Below are 15,321 nucleotides of genomic sequence, written 5' to 3'. Positions count from 1 at the left end.
GCCTTATTTTTTTTCTCTTGTGAAGATGAACCAGGCTTCCTAGGATTTAAAAATCCCCGACCAAAATTTGATGTTGCATATGTTGAGATCCCGTTGCCCAGCAGCGTGGTGTTGATAGACTCTATCATCACCGATAACCTGGGAACCAGCGGTATCAACCTGATCGGCGCCTATAACGACGCGCAACTCGGGAAGGTCAGAACGGAATCGTTCTTCCAGATGCAGCCGGCGTCTACATCGAAACTCGATGCTTCGGCGGTGTATGATTCTACAACCCTTCAGCTCAGACTGAATTTCTATTCGTATGGATTTCCAGGCGCGCAGAATATGCAGTTCAATGTCCATGAGCTTACCGATACGATCAACAATTACAAGCGGCAGTATTACAACTACACCGTTCCGTACGACCCCGCAACCCTCGGTGAAGCACACATCCTCGTGGACTACGACAGCCTGAAAAAGAACCAGGCGCTTACTTCAGGACAGGATACGTTCCTGCTGAAGGCCCGGTTGAACGATGCCTTTGGAACGAAGCTGTTCAACATCGCCTATAACGACAACAATTCAGAGTTGTCTGACGCGAAGAAATTCCGGACGGCTGTAAAAGGCATTGCCATAACACCCACGCAGGATAATGGTGTGCTTGGATTGAATCCTACCAATTCATTGAGCAAGCTGATCGTGCACTATCATACCATGGAAAACGGCGCTACGAAGGATACGTTACAGAAGAGCTTTGTGTTTGTTGACGGGGCGCTTTATGCACCCAATTTCACCAACGTAACCGTGAACCGCGGCGCTACCGAGCTGGCAACGCTTACACAATCTTACCAAAGCATGGCACCGGCTTCCGGGCTCAGGGCTGTTCAGAGCGGTGCACCGATGATGACAAAGCTCGACCTGTCAGGATTTTATGCCTTTGCCGACACCATCGACAAACTGGTCATCAACTCCGCAGAGCTGGTGATCGATAACGTAGGATCATCTGCCGGCTCGGAGGTGCACACAGACCTGCTGCTGAAGGTGGTCAATAACAATGACCAGTTCATGTACGCAAGGGTGACGGCCGACCGTGAAGCGATGTTGCGTTATTACCTGTTCAACGACAGCCGGCACTACTATGTGAACTCCGATGCTTCATCCGGTACACCGGTAAGTCTTAAATACAATGCAGACGACGATCGGTTCTCCGGCTTCATGACCCTGTTCGTTCAGAGTCTGTTCAACGGCCGGAACACCGGCGACGCTGTGAATGAGAGCCGCCTCAGATACCTGGGCATCAATCCGCTCAATCCGGCCTCAGGCACCAGCGTAACCCGCACCACTTTCAATGCTAACAATGTAAAACTCCGAATCTTTTATACCGTGCCGGCTAACAGCGGCGCGACCCCGTAAAATCCAACCATCTCCTAACCCTAACCCAATATGTGTGGAATTGTAGCTTACGTGGGCAAACGACAGGCCCACGAAATTGTCATTAAAGGACTTAAACGTCTTGAGTACCGGGGCTATGACAGCGCCGGCATCGCTCTGCTGAACGGAGGCCTTAACGTTTACAAAAAGAAAGGCAAAGTATCTGAGCTCGAACAATACCTGAAAGGCAAAAACCTCGACAGCCACATCGGCATCGGCCACACCCGGTGGGCCACCCACGGAGAGCCTAACGATGTGAACGCTCACCCGCACTACTCGTCTACCGGTAAGCTTGCCATCATCCACAACGGTATCATCGAGAACTACAGCGCCCTGAAACAGGAGCTCATTAACAAAGGACATAAATTCCTCAGCGAAACCGACACCGAGGTTTTCATCCATTTTATTGAAGACATCAAAGAACACGAAAAATGTTCGCTGGATGAAGCCGTACGCCTCGCGCTCACACGGGTGATCGGTGCCTACGCCATTGTGATCATGTCGCTGGAAGATCCTGACCTGCTTGTGGCCGCCAGAAAAGGCAGCCCCCTTGTAGTGGGTGTGGGCAAAGACGAGTTCTTCCTGGCTTCTGATGCAACGCCCATTGTAGAGTACACAAATGAAGTGGTTTACCTCAACGACCAGGAGATCGCTGTGATCCACGGTGGCAAACTGAGCATCAAGAACACAGCCAATCTACCATTGACGCCGTATATCCAGACCGTTGACCTCGAGCTGGAAGCGATCGAAAAAGGCGGGTTCGAGCACTTCATGTTAAAGGAGATCTTCGAACAGCCCCGTTCCATCAGCGATTGTATGAGGGGTCGCCTCGATTCTGCAACAGGAAGGCTGGTGCTGGGTGGCTTGCGCGAATACGTGAACAAGCTGGTGAATGCAGACCGTATCCTCATCGTTGCCTGCGGTACGTCATGGCACGCGGGGCTGGTGGCTGAATATTTTTTCGAAGAGTTCTGCCGCATCCCGGTAGAAGTTGAATATGCCTCGGAGTTCCGCTACCGCAATCCGGTGGTCCGCGAAGGTGATGTGGTGATCGCTATTTCACAATCGGGAGAAACCGCAGATACCCTTGCGGCGATCGAGCTGGCGAAATCGAAAGGTGCTATCATCTTCGGTGTATGTAATGTTGTGGGCTCCTCTATTCCACGGGCTACGCATGCCGGTGCTTATACACACGCAGGTCCTGAGATTGGTGTGGCCAGCACCAAGGCCTTCACTGCGCAGCTTACCGTGCTCAACCTCATCGCGCTCATCGTAGCACAGAAGAAGGGAACTATTACGGAGCAGAAATTCCACGAGCTGCTGGTAGACATGGAGACCATTCCTGCAAAAGTTGAAAAAGCGCTCAAGCTGAATGACCAGATCAAGGTCATCGCCGATACTTTCAAAGACGCCTCCAACTTCCTGTACCTGGGCCGTGGTTACAATTTCCCGGTGGCCCTGGAAGGTGCGCTCAAGCTGAAAGAGATCTCTTACATTCACGCCGAAGGATATCCTGCTGCAGAGATGAAGCACGGACCCATTGCGCTCATCGATCAGGAGATGCCCGTGGTGTTCATCGCCACACAAGACAGCTCCTACGAGAAAATAGTTTCCAATATCCAGGAAGTGAAAGCCCGTAAAGGAAGGGTAATTTCCGTGGTGACCGAAGGTGATAAGCTGATTCCCAAAATGTCAGAGTTCACCATCGAAGTTCCCGCTGTTCACGAAGCGCTGATGCCCATGGTGTCAGTGATACCGCTGCAGCTTCTTTCTTATCACATCGCTGTGATGCGCGGATGCAACGTAGACCAGCCTCGCAACCTGGCGAAGTCGGTAACGGTAGAATAGCAGCGATTATTGAAAACGTTCTTAGTGAAAGGCTCCGGAAAAAGGAGCCTTTTTTAGTTTCAAGTTGAAAGTTTCAAGTTTCAAGTTAATGCGACCCCCAACTTTAAACTTTTAACCACCGGTACTCAAATACTCCCTCTTTAACAATGCGCAGATCTTGTACCGCTCATCTTTCGTGTCCTCATAAACCGCTTCCAGCAATTCGTATACATGCCTGATGCCGATGCGACGGCTCCATTCAAAAGGACCATAGGGATAGTTGGTGCCAGACTTCATGGCCATGTCGATGTCATCACGGCTGGCAGTGCCTTCCTGTACGGTATAGTAGGCTTCGTTGATGATCATGCCGATGACCCGCGGTGTAACCAGTCCAACCCGGTCATCCACCAGCATGAATTCTGTGCCGAGGCTGCTGCAGATCTTTTGCAGTTGCTGCTGGTCTTTCTGTTGCCACAGGGCCAGCTCGAGCACCGGCCTGTTGAAAAGTGTAGGCAGGCCGTTGAACCCGAACACGGTGCACAACATCTTGTGGTTCACCGAATGGGCCAGCTCCCCCAGGCTGATCTTGCAGGTGTTCAGAAATACGGTAACGGACTTGTTGGCATAGATCTCAAATTCGTGGGGCTCTTCATCGATGATAAAATCGAAGATCAGCGAATGGGTGTCGAGGAATTTCTCCGCTTCACGGTGGTCGCCCACCCATGAATAGGTGTGGTCGTGGCCTAATTTTTCGCGGCACTCCTCAAAGTTTGCCTGCTCACCGATGATCAAAATTTTCATTCGCTAACAGAAATGATCTGCAGATATACCTATTTTTGACGAAATACGTGACGTTTTCAAATTTAAAAAATCATGTCTAAAAAAGTCGTATACGCAGCACAGGCTCCCGAACCCATCGGGCCCTACAGCCAGGCCATCCAGTCGGGCAATATACTCTTCATCAGTGGCCAGATCGCCATCGAAAGGTCATCGGGCAACATCCTCACAGGCAACATTGAGCAGGAAACCAAACAGGTGATGTTCAACCTCGAAGTAATACTGAAGGAAGCGGGTATGGATTTCAGCAACGTTGTAAAAAGCTCCATTTTCCTTAAAGACATGAATAATTTTCCGAAGGTGAATGAGATCTATGGCCAGTACTTCAAGTCGCAACCGCCTGCCCGTGAAACAGTTGAGGTAAGCCGCTTGCCCAAGGATGTGAACGTGGAGATCTCGTGTATTGCCGTAAAATCCTGAGAAAAACAGCTTCCCACGCGTCATAAGAATCCGAAAGGGTACCGTAAATCGTAAATCCGGTTTACCTTTGCAGTCCTGAATTCAGACTTTTACGACAGCATGAGAGAAGTACGCGTTCGTTTTGCTCCCAGTCCCACGGGAGCGCTGCACATTGGGGGCGTGAGAACAGCCCTTTATAACTATTTGCTTGCCCGGCAGCAGAAAGGCACCATGATCCTCCGTATTGAAGATACAGACCAGACCCGTTATGTGCCTGGTGCAGAGCAATATATTCTGGATTCGCTGAAATGGGTCGGCATCACCATCGACGAAGGTGTGGGTGTTGGAGGCCCGCATGCGCCTTACCGCCAGTCTGAGCGTCAATCTATCTATAAACAATATGCGCAGCAGCTGATCGACTCCGGCCAGGGTTACTATGCTTTTGATACCGCTGAAGAGCTCGAGCAGATGCGTGAGAAGCTGAAGGCTGGTGGCGTGGATACACCACAGTACAACAGCATCACCCGCACGCAGATGCGCAATTCACTCACCCTGCCTGCGGAAGAAGTAAAACGTCTTATCGATTCGGGCGCACCCTATGTGATCAGGCTCAAAGTGCCTCGCAAGGAAGAAGTGCGGCTCAACGATCTGATCCGCGGCTGGGTCTCGGTACATTCATCGCAGATCGACGACAAAGTGCTGATGAAGTCAGACGGTATGCCCACGTATCACCTCGCCAATGTTGTTGACGATTACCTGATGAAGATCTCACACGTGATCAGGGGTGAAGAGTGGCTTCCATCGGCGCCATTGCATGTGCTGTTGTACCGCGCTTTTGGATGGGAGAACGACATGCCTCAGTTTGCGCACCTGCCCTTGCTGCTGAAGCCCGATGGCAACGGCAAGCTGAGCAAGCGTGACGCCGATCAGCTCGGCTTCCCGATCTTTCCGCTCACCTGGAAAGATCCCCACACGCAGGAAGTTGCCAAAGGATACCGGGAGGCCGGTTATCTGCCGGAAGCGCTGCTGAACTTCCTCGCTTTTCTGGGATGGAACCCCGGCACAACGCAGGAGCTCTTTTCTGTGGAGGAGCTCACCCAGGCATTTTCGATCGAACGCATTGGCAAAGCAGGTGCGAAGTTCGATATTCATAAGGCGCAGTGGTTCAATCAGCAATACCTGCGTGCAAAATCCGACGAGGAGCTCGCTGAATTCCTGCTGCAGTCGCTGCAAAAAGAGAACATTTCGTGCAGCAAGGAAAAGGCTGTAAAAATTGCCGCCGTGATGAAAGAGCGTGTCACTTTTCCGCAGGATTTCTGGGAGCAGGGCAAATATTTCTTTCACGCACCTGCGGAATACGACCAGGGTGTGGTTGCCAAAAAATGGAATGAAGAGGCCGTAAAAGTGCTCTTGGCTTTTAAAGATGAGGTCAGTACGCTTTCGACGGTGGATGCGGCAACGGCCAAAGCGTCGCTTGAAAAAGTTACGGCAGCTTTGAATATCGGAACCGGCAAAATACTGCAGGCATTGCGGGTATCGCTTACCGGCGCTGGAGGAGGACCCGACCTGATGATGATCATGGAAATCATTGGAAAGCAAGAAATAGTGCAAAGAATTGAGGGGGCTGTAAAAACCCTGAAAGTGAAAGTTGCGTAAATATTGATATGTCTAAAAAGGAAACACCAAAGAAAAACAAACCCAAACCGAAGGTCCATAAGGAGCTTCAGGGGTTCGATATATCCATCGATTCTTTTGGGGAGATCAAATCCAATATGAATATTGAAAAGATCAACGAGTTCCTCAACGAGAACGTGGATGACAAGAAGCTCGCCGAGCGCGAGGACTACGACGAGATGAAAGGCAAAAAGAAGAAGAAAAAATAAATTCCTGTTCAGTTGGAATAACCTTTCATTACCGCCATTTTCATCTTTCATTATTCAGCCAAAGATGAGATTCACCACCGTATTTTCAACGATAGCCCTGTCGGGCTTTTCTTTTTTCACAAGCGCGCAGTCAACCTGGCCGGAGTCGCTGATCCTTACACCTGAAAAGTCCAGCTTCATCAAGACCTCCACCCATGCCGATGTGATCTCTTTTATCGATGCCATCAGCAAACAAAGCTCCAACATTCATGTGATCTCCATGGGCAAAAGCCCTGAGGGGAAAGACATACCGGTAGCGATCCTTGCCAATCCTTTGGTGAGAACACCGGAGGAGGCAAAGGCATCGGGCAAACCGGTGATCTACATCCAGGGCAACATTCACGCGGGAGAAGTGGAAGGCAAGGAAGCGGTGATGATGCTGATGCGCGACATCCTGCTGGGCAACAAGAAGAACCTGCTCGATAACCAGATCATTCTTTTTGCGCCGATCTATAACACCGACAGCAACGACAAGATGGAGAAGGGCAGAAGGCCCTCACAGGAAGACAGTCCCCTGGAAATAGGCATCCGGGAGAACAGCCAGGGCCTCGACCTCAACCGCGACGGCATCAAGATGGAAGCCAAAGAAACGTTGGGTCTCTTCACCAGCATTATCGTGCCGTGGGACCCGCAGCTGTTTGTAGACCTGCACACCACCAACGGCACCTGGCACGCGTGGTCGCTCACGTGGGCGCCAAGCTATCATTACGCTGGTGAAGCCATTACCTCTGATTACACCAACGATGTGATGCTGAAGGCGATCACAAAGACGGCGAAGGAACGTTATGGACTTTCGATGGGGCCTTACGGCGATTACGAGGTAAGCGAAGGATGGCCTGTTAAAAAATTCTACACTTACAATCATCATCCCCGTTACCTGGTGAACCAGTTCAGCCTGCGCAACCGGATGGCTATTCTGAGCGAGGCTTTTTCACACGAACGATTCTATCAGCGCATTCATTCAACCTACACTTTCGCTTCCGAGATCCTCGAGTATACGAACACCCATACCAAAGAGATCGTCACCATCAATCAAAAAGCCGACGAGAATGCCATCAGTAACGTAAAAGAGAATGCGGGAAAAGTGAAGAAGGGCGTACGCTTCAGGATGGACAGCGCTACCACACTGAATAAATTTCCTACTTATGATTATGTGGGCATGAAGAAGGCTGACGGTACAACCCAGTGGTTGAGAACCGGCAACATTGTGCAATACGATGGTGTAACTTACTATGCTAAGTTCACACCGCAGGTTGAGGCCACACTTCCCAGGGGTTATGTGATCCCCGCGGAGTTCTCAGCCATTGCCGAGAACCTGAAACAACACGGCGTGAAAGTGGAACAGCTTACGGCCTCGCGTACTTTCAAAGGTGAGGTTTTTAATGTTACGGCCTTGCAACGGGCACAGCGTAAGTTTGAAGGCCACTTCATGGCTACTGCTACCGGTACTTTTGCACCCGCCTCGAAAAGATTCCGGAAGGGCGATTATGTTGTAGACCTGGCGCAGCCGCTGGCGAATCTCATTTTTTACATGCTGGAGCCGCAATCAGACGACGGACTGATCACCTGGAATTTCTTCGATGCCTATTTTGATAAGCAGGATGTGAAGAACAAACCGGTGGCTTATCCCGTATTTAAGTACTATCCATAAACCCATTGACTGACAAAAATTATGAGCAAATCACACGTAATCGATTATCAGATAAAAGGTGAAAGCATCCAGATCGTAGAGGTGGAGCTAGACCCGATGGAGACCGTGATCGCGGAAGCAGGTGCCATGTTGTATATGGAAGACGGCATCACCTTCGAAGCGAAGATGGGCGACGGCTCGAACCCCAACCAGGGATTGTTCGACAAGTTGCTTTCTGCCGGAAGCAGGATCCTGACGGGTGAATCGATCTTCATGACCCATTTTACCAACCGCGGCAACCGGAGAGCAAAAGTGGCATTCTCTGCACCGTATCCAGGCACCGTGATCCCCATCGACCTGGCACAAAGCCCTTCCAACGAGCTGATCGTGCAGAAAGATGGATTCCTCTGCGCAGCGTACGGAACCAAAGTATCGATCACGTTCAACAAAAAGATCGGCTCCGGCCTTGTGGGTGGTGAAGGTTTTATTCTTCAGAAGCTCCAGGGCGACGGAAAAGCGTTTGTTCACGCGGGCGGTACTGTGATCGAAAGAACGCTGAACAATGAAACACTTCGCGTGGATACAGGGTGCGTGGTTGCCTTTGAATCGCATATCGATTTTGATGTACAAACCTCCGGCGGACTGCGCTCCATGATCTTTGGTGGTGAAGGTATCTTTCTCGCCACCCTTCGTGGAACAGGAAAGGTATGGTTGCAGTCGATGCCCATCCGCAAGCTCATCCAGGCACTGGCGCCTTACGGAGGCAACAGCGGCAAAGAAGGTGGCTCACTGCTGGGAAGCCTGCTGGAACGTTAAGAGATGACATCCTTTTGAAGGATGTCATCTCTGCGAATGTCATCCCTGTAAATATGAATCAGTGGAAGGAAAAGATCATCGGCATTTTTAACGCCACGGTAAGTCTTACACCCGGGGAGCAGGAAAGTCTTGCCGAAGGTTGGCACACCAAACCATCGTTGAAGCGCAACGATTTTCTGATCCGGAAAGATGAAACGGAAACCAATCTTTTTTACATCATCAGTGGAAGCCTGCGCATCTATTATCCCGTGAACGACGACGAGATCTGCGTGGGCTTCGCTTATGATCACAACCTGATCTGCTCGTATCCGTCGTTCATCCGGCAGCAGCCCTCGGCCTATTACATTCAGGCGTTATCCGCATGTGAGATTGCGGCCATCGCCAGAAAAGATTTTTACGCACTTTTCGACCGGTTCCCGAAAATAGAACGCGCCTGGAGAATGTTGCAGGAAGAAGCGCTGGTGGGAAAGATCGAACGCGAAACGGAGCTGCTCACCTTCACCCCAGAGGAACGGTATAACCGGCTGATGAGTCGCAGCCCGCATATTTTCAGGATCATTCCCCGCAAGTACATTGCCTCGTATCTTCGCATGACACCTGAAACGTTGAGCCGCATCAGGCCGTCGTGAAATCTTGATTTCCGTCAATATTTTCCATTCCCTGAGTGCTTTCCTTTACAGGAAAATTAAATCACGATGAAAACAGAAGCGTTTCTCCAGGCATTGAAATCAGACACCGCCGCGATCATTGGTGCTGTAAAGAATGATTTTTATACGTTGCCCGATGCCATCCTCAACCATAAACCGGAAGTTTCAACATGGAGCATCCTGGAATGTTTTGCACACCTCAACCTGTATAACCGATATTACCTGAAAGCTATTGAAGATGCTCTCTTTTTGGTGGAGGGACCCGCTGACCAGGAAGTTAAGACTACCTGGATCGGACGAAAGTCCATCAGCATGATGCAACCCGGCAATCGCAAAAAGCAAAAGACCTTTAAAAGGATGGATCCTGTTCACAGCACCAAAGACAGAACGGAGCTTGACCTGTTCTTGAGAGACCAGGAAAAACTGATGATTCTGCTGCAAAAGGCAGAACGCGTGAACATCAACGCCGGAAAAGTGCCTGTTGAGTTTTTTAAGATGCTGAAGATGAACATCGGTGAGGCACTTCAGTTCGTGATCGTGCACGAACAACGCCATGTGCTTCAGGCACACACCACACTGACGGGAACACATGCGTTGAAAATGCCGGTTTTGTCGATATAAATTCACCGCTACTGGGTTCGATCGAAGTTTATCCCAAAAAGCTCATTATTTTTGGTGTAAAGTTTTTGAATGAACGCCATTAAGATTGGATTGATCCGCGAAGGAAAAACACCTCCCGACAAACGTGTTGCCTTCACCCCCATCCAGACAGAAGAGATCGAACAACGGTATCCTCATGTGAAAGTTGTTTGTCAGCAAAGCATCGCCCGTTGTTTTCAGGACCGTGAATACCAGGAGCTGGATATTGAAGTGGCTGCCGACGTAAAACACTGCGATATTCTGATGGGCATCAAAGAGGTGCCGATCCAGGAGCTGATCGCCGATAAAACATACCTGTTCTTTTCGCACACCATCAAGAAGCAGCCTTACAACCGGAAGCTTTTACAAGAGGTCCTGAAAAAGAACATCAGGCTCATCGACTACGAGGCTCTCAAAGACAAGCAGGGCAACCGGTTGGTGGCCTTCGGGCGTTACGCCGGTATTGTGGGCGCCTATAACGGGCTGTGGACCTACGGAAAACGTTACGGTACTTATTCGCTGCGCAGGGCGTTTGAATGTTTTGACGTGAACGACCTGAAGCTCGAGCTGCGCAAAGTGAAGCTGCCGCCTGTGAAGATCATTCTCACCGGCGCAGGTCGTGTGGGGCGTGGTTCCATGGAAACCCTGGACAGCGCCGGCATCCGTAAAGTGAGCGCGCAGGATTTTCTGACCCGCACTTTCGAAGAGCCCGTGTATGTGCAGCTGAGCAGCGCTGACTATCACCGGCGTAAGGAAGGCGGACATTTCAACCGTGAAGAGTTTCACAAACATCCTGAACGGTACGATTCATTCTTCCGCGATTACACCAAAGTGGCCGACATCCTGATGGCCGGTGCCTATTGGAATCCGAAAGCGCCCGTGCTCTTCACGCCTGCCGATATGCTTCAGCCCGACTTCAGGATCAAGGTGATCGCCGACATTACCTGCGATATCAACGGCTCTATCCCGAGCACAAAAAAGGCGAGCTCCATCGCTGATCCCATTTATGATTATGACCCGGCTTCTGACAGCATTCAGCCGCCACTGCGGTCAGACCGCTTTGTTACCGTGATGGCGATCGATAACTTGCCTTGTGAGCTGCCGCGGAGCGCATCCGAAGAATTTGGCAGAGACCTGATAGACCGTGTGGTGCCCATGCTTGTTTGTGCAGACAAAGACGAAGTGATCGAGCGTGCCACCATCACAGAGAACGGAGCATTGACACCTCATTTTTTATATTTGCAGGATTACGTTTCTCAAACCACATAAAATTATGTCACTCACGGCACAGTCTCCCCTGATCGCTGGTCAGGAAACCGCGACAGCGCGTGTTACCCGTATCGCTTCCGTCGACATCCTCCGGGCACTCACCATGGTGCTGATGATCTTCGTGAACGACCTCTGGTCACTGACCAACATACCGGTATGGCTGCTGCATACCACGGCCGACCAGGATGGCATGGGACTGTCTGACGCTATCTTCCCCGCCTTCCTGTTCATTGTTGGCATGTCTATTCCGTTTGCCATCAACAACCGGAGAAAAAAAGGGGATAGCAATGGCCGCATCGTTCTGCACATTCTCATGCGCGGCGGTGCCCTGCTGATCATGGGTGTATTCCTGGTGAATGGCGAGAACCTCAACGCGGCCGCTACCGGCATGCATCGCCTGCTGTATTTCACCCTGTGCTGCACATCGTTCATTCTTATCTGGAATGCTTATCCTTCAACGGTCAAACCCGCCGTGGCGTGGGCAGCGAGAGCGGTGGGCATCATTACACTGCTGACGCTGGCATTCATGGTTCGTGGAGGCGAGCAAGGTGTTACTTTCACAACATACTGGTGGGGAATACTCGGCCTCATCGGATGGTCGTACCTGGTGTGCAGTATTATTTACACTTTCGTAGGAAGCAGTCTCGTGGCCGTGATCGCGGCATGGGCGCTGATGCTGGTGATGTCGATGGCCTCCAACGCCGGCATGATCTCCTTCGGGTTTCTCAGTTTTATGATGGATCCGCTGAGCAATGGCTCGCTGCCGTTTCTCACCATGGGTGGCATCGTGATCTCCCTGCTGTACCTGCGTTTCAAAAAACAGAATGCCGATGGCAAGATGCTGGCATTGTTCGCCGGTATGGCTGCATTGCTTTTTGCGGCCGGCCTTTATACCAACAAATTCTGGATCATCGCCAAGCTGGGTGCCACACCGCCGTGGATCCTGATCTGCAGCGGCATCACCATCACAACCTTTATCCTGGTCTACTGGCTCGCCGATATCAAAGGAAAAGCAAACTGGTTCGATGTTATCAAACCGGCGGGTACCAACACGCTGTTGTGTTACCTCATTCCTTATTTCTCCTATGCCGTGGTGCGCCTTGTGGGAATTCACTGGCCTGCCTTGATGCTCGATGGAGTGGTGGGACTCATCAAGTCGTTCGTGTTTGCGCTGCTCTGCGTGTTCATTGCCGGGTGGTTGGGTAAACGCGGTGTTCAACTCAAACTCTAACGATCCTTTGCGGGAGATCAAACAACAACTCTACGAACGTTGTCAGGCCTACCTTTCGCAACGCATGGCTACTGCGCAGGATGCGCTGCAAGGTGCGCAGGATGCTGCCAACGATGAAACCAAAAGCAGCGCGGGAGACAAATACGAAACCGGCCGTGCCATGATGCAGATCGAAATGGAGAAGCACAGTGCGCAGCTTGCCGAGGCCATGAAGCTGAAGCGTCTGCTGGACCAGATCAGGGTAGACCATCAGCCGGTAGCGGTTCAGCCGGGAAGCCTGGTGATCACAGACCAGGGCAACTTTTTTGTCGCCATCAGTGTTGGACAACTTGTGGTGGAAAACCGGACGTACATCGCCCTTTCTGCAGAGTCACCCCTGGGTTTGAAGCTCAAGGGCCTGAAACAGGGCGAATCGTTCAATTTCGGCAACAAAACTTACAAGATTGAGCAGGTGTGGTAGCCATGGTGGTATATCCGATTATAAAGCCTATCTTTGCACCACACACCTGAACAAAACAGCCAATTCAGGCTGGATTTAAACAATATCAACATATTCATGTCATTCGAAAAATTAGAACTAATTGAGCCTATCCGCAATGCGCTGAAGGCAGAGGGCTATACCAAGCCTACGCCCATCCAGGAGCAATCCATACCGGTTGTGCTGAGCAGAAAAGACCTGCTGGGATGTGCGCAGACCGGCACAGGCAAAACAGCAGCCTTCGCTATTCCTATTCTCCAGATCCTGCACCAGGACGAGTTGTACAAAAAAGGACCTGCCGGTATCAAATCACTGATCCTTACACCCACGCGTGAGCTCGCCATCCAGATCGGCGAAAGCTTTGCCGCGTATGGCAAATATCTTCGCCTGCGCCACACGGTGATCTTCGGTGGTGTATCACAAAAAGCACAAACCGATGCGCTGAGAGCCGGTGTAGACATTCTCATCGCCACACCAGGAAGGCTGCTCGACCTTATCGACCAGCGTTACATCAACCTGCAGCATCTGAAACTTTTTGTGCTCGATGAAGCAGACCGCATGCTCGACATGGGCTTTATCCACGATGTTAAAAAAGTGATCACCAAGCTGCCTGAAAAACGGCAGACACTTTTCTTCTCGGCTACCATGCCGCCCGAGATCCAGAAGCTGGCCAACACCATTTTGGTAGACCCTATCAAAGTTGAGGTTACACCTGTTTCATCCACGGCAGAGAAGATCGAGCAGGCCGTATATTTTGTGGAGAAGAACAATAAAAAGAAGCTGCTGATCCACATCCTTCGTGAAAAGCCTATTGTATCGGCGCTGGTGTTCACCCGCACGAAGCATGGTGCCGACCGCGTCGCCAAAGATCTCTCCAAGGCTGGCATTCATTCTCTTGCCATCCATGGTAACAAGTCCCAGAACGCAAGACAAAATGCGCTCACGGCATTCAAGTCGGGCAAGCTGCGCGTACTGGTGGCCACAGACATTGCTGCCCGCGGCATCGACGTGGATGAGCTTTCACACGTGATCAACTATGAGATCCCGAATGTGCCTGAGACCTACGTACACCGCATCGGTCGTACAGGCAGGGCCGGCATGAGCGGTATCGCTTATTCGTTCTGTGATGCCGAAGAAAAAGAGTACCTGAGAGATATTCAAAAGCTCATCGGCAAACAGGTGCCGGTGATCACCGATCAGCCGTTCCCTATGAGCGCGCAGATGCCGGAACACACTTCGGCACAACGTCAGCCTGCTGCACCGAAACAGCGTCAGCAACAGCCTCAAAGGCAACGCCAGCACGGCAACGGTGGTCAGCATACCTCACAGAAAAAGAGCCCTGTTGCCAGCAATAACCACAAGCAGGCTGCTCAAAGTAACAACAAGAGCGCGGCCACGCCCAACAACGGCAACAGGAATAATAATAACAAGTCCGGTGGCAACAACAGGAGCAAGGGCGGCAATACGTCAAGCTCATCGCGCAACGACAAAAGGAAATGGTGGGCTAACCGCGATTCTTTTGGCAGCGACAACCTGAGCTACTGATGTGCATCTGATGGATCTGAAAAATATAAACCGGTGTAACAACCGGTTTTTTTATGACCGTACAGGCAGGCTCAGCGCATTGTTTATACAACAAAAGAAGGTAATTTTGTTTCATGTTGCTCTATAACGTTACGGTTGGCATCGACAAGGATGTCGAGATGGAATGGCTTCAGTGGATGAAGGAAAAGCATATTCCCGATGTGCTGAATACCGGCATGTTTGTTTCATTCAAGATGTACAAGGTGCTGCACGACCAGGACGACAACACTATTTCGTACAGCGTGCAGTATTTTGCCAAGAGCATCGATCACATACAACAGTACCTCGAAGTTTTTGCGCCCATGCTTATTGAAGAGCATCGCCGGAAATTTGTCAACAGGCATGTAGCGTTCAACACGCTGCTGGAGGAGATCTGAAGAATTACAACATCCAGGTTTTTGATCAGGAAGACAACAGGTTGAGATTGTCCAGCAGCCAGCTGTGGATCTTACGACTGATGGGAATGGTGGTGGATTCGAGGTGGATGTTCTGGGCATCGAGCGCTTTAATGGCCTCCAGCCGTACGATGTAGGAGCGGTGCACCCTCACGAACTGATTTTGCGGCAGCCGCGCCTCCACTTCATTCAACGTGTTCCTGACAATATGCTTTTGCTTTTTCGTGTGGATCT

16 protein-coding genes are annotated in these 15,321 nt (G+C 50.9%); 14 read left to right on the top strand and 2 right to left on the bottom strand.

Annotated features, from left to right (window positions below; translation table 11 throughout):
* The first annotated feature begins 108 nt into the window (after window positions 1–108).
* Both KK083_RS26150 and glmS read left to right on the top strand, forming a co-directional pair.
* On the top strand, window positions 109–1,395 hold the full coding sequence (locus KK083_RS26150; RefSeq protein WP_254169003.1) for a DUF4270 family protein: 1,287 nt from the start codon (window positions 109–111) through the stop codon (window positions 1,393–1,395).
* Window positions 1,396–1,425: 30 nt separating this feature from the next.
* Window positions 1,426–3,261: a glutamine--fructose-6-phosphate transaminase (isomerizing) gene (glmS, locus tag KK083_RS26145; RefSeq protein WP_254169002.1), complete on the top strand. Its 1,836-nt coding sequence runs from the start codon at window positions 1,426–1,428 to the stop codon at window positions 3,259–3,261.
* Window positions 3,262–3,372: 111 nt separating this feature from the next.
* On the opposite strand, the gene KK083_RS26140 is transcribed toward glmS, so the two are convergent.
* A complete protein-coding gene (locus KK083_RS26140; protein ID WP_254169001.1) occupies window positions 3,373–4,041 on the bottom strand; it encodes a 3-hydroxyacyl-CoA dehydrogenase family protein in 669 nt (222 codons plus the stop codon).
* Between the two features lie 72 nt (window positions 4,042–4,113).
* Between KK083_RS26140 and KK083_RS26135 the strand changes: the two genes are divergently transcribed.
* The 12 genes from KK083_RS26135 (at window position 4,114) to KK083_RS26080 (ending at window position 15,069) form a co-directional block, all read left to right on the top strand.
* The gene (locus tag KK083_RS26135) at window positions 4,114–4,497 is read left to right on the top strand and encodes a RidA family protein (protein WP_254168999.1); all 384 of its coding nucleotides are present in this window, start codon (window positions 4,114–4,116) and stop codon (window positions 4,495–4,497) included.
* 99 nt (window positions 4,498–4,596) lie between these two features.
* A complete protein-coding gene (gene gltX / locus KK083_RS26130; RefSeq protein ID WP_254168997.1) occupies window positions 4,597–6,132 on the top strand; it encodes a glutamate--tRNA ligase in 1,536 nt (511 codons plus the stop codon).
* A gap of 8 nt (window positions 6,133–6,140) precedes the next feature.
* Complete coding sequence (locus tag KK083_RS26125) at window positions 6,141–6,359, top strand: hypothetical protein (RefSeq protein ID WP_254168995.1); 219 nt, start codon at window positions 6,141–6,143, stop codon at window positions 6,357–6,359.
* Window positions 6,360–6,423: 64 nt separating this feature from the next.
* Entirely contained in the window at window positions 6,424–8,049 is a 1,626-nt protein-coding gene (locus tag KK083_RS26120) for a M14 family metallopeptidase (RefSeq protein WP_254168993.1), read from the top strand.
* Between the two features lie 21 nt (window positions 8,050–8,070).
* Window positions 8,071–8,844, top strand: coding sequence for a TIGR00266 family protein (locus tag KK083_RS26115; RefSeq protein ID WP_254168991.1), 774 nt, complete (start codon window positions 8,071–8,073; stop codon window positions 8,842–8,844).
* A 53-nt stretch (window positions 8,845–8,897) separates the two neighbouring features.
* Window positions 8,898–9,473 carry a Crp/Fnr family transcriptional regulator gene (locus tag KK083_RS26110; protein ID WP_254168989.1) on the top strand — a complete coding sequence of 192 codons (576 nt, stop codon included), beginning with the start codon at window positions 8,898–8,900 and terminating at the stop codon, window positions 9,471–9,473.
* A 66-nt stretch (window positions 9,474–9,539) separates the two neighbouring features.
* The gene (locus tag KK083_RS26105) at window positions 9,540–10,112 is read left to right on the top strand and encodes a DinB family protein (protein ID WP_254168987.1); all 573 of its coding nucleotides are present in this window, start codon (window positions 9,540–9,542) and stop codon (window positions 10,110–10,112) included.
* A 69-nt stretch (window positions 10,113–10,181) separates the two neighbouring features.
* Window positions 10,182–11,399, top strand: coding sequence for an NAD(P)-dependent oxidoreductase (locus KK083_RS26100; protein ID WP_254168985.1), 1,218 nt, complete (start codon window positions 10,182–10,184; stop codon window positions 11,397–11,399).
* Window positions 11,400–11,403: 4 nt separating this feature from the next.
* Entirely contained in the window at window positions 11,404–12,630 is a 1,227-nt protein-coding gene (locus KK083_RS26095; protein WP_254168983.1) for a DUF5009 domain-containing protein, read from the top strand.
* Window positions 12,611–13,090 (top strand): 3-oxoacyl-ACP synthase, encoded by a 480-nt coding sequence (locus KK083_RS26090; RefSeq protein ID WP_254168981.1) that lies wholly within the window; start codon window positions 12,611–12,613, stop codon window positions 13,088–13,090. The genes KK083_RS26095 and KK083_RS26090 overlap by 20 nt, the downstream gene beginning before the upstream one ends.
* Window positions 13,091–13,186: 96 nt before the next feature.
* On the top strand, window positions 13,187–14,653 hold the full coding sequence (locus KK083_RS26085; protein ID WP_254168979.1) for a DEAD/DEAH box helicase: 1,467 nt from the start codon (window positions 13,187–13,189) through the stop codon (window positions 14,651–14,653).
* Window positions 14,654–14,766: 113 nt separating this feature from the next.
* Complete coding sequence (locus KK083_RS26080) at window positions 14,767–15,069, top strand: DUF4286 family protein (RefSeq protein WP_254168977.1); 303 nt, start codon at window positions 14,767–14,769, stop codon at window positions 15,067–15,069.
* A 25-nt stretch (window positions 15,070–15,094) separates the two neighbouring features.
* Here KK083_RS26080 and KK083_RS26075 read toward each other — a convergent pair.
* Window positions 15,095–15,321, bottom strand: a 227-nt coding sequence (locus KK083_RS26075) for a LytR/AlgR family response regulator transcription factor (RefSeq protein WP_254168975.1), incomplete at its 5' end; no start/stop codon positions are given.

This window comes from Chryseosolibacter histidinae, assembly GCF_018598225.1.
Classification (GTDB): Bacteria; Bacteroidota; Bacteroidia; order Cytophagales; family Cyclobacteriaceae; genus Chryseosolibacter; species Chryseosolibacter histidini.
Note: the sequence above shows the minus strand (reverse complement) of the source record. Positions and strands in the feature narration are given on the sequence as shown.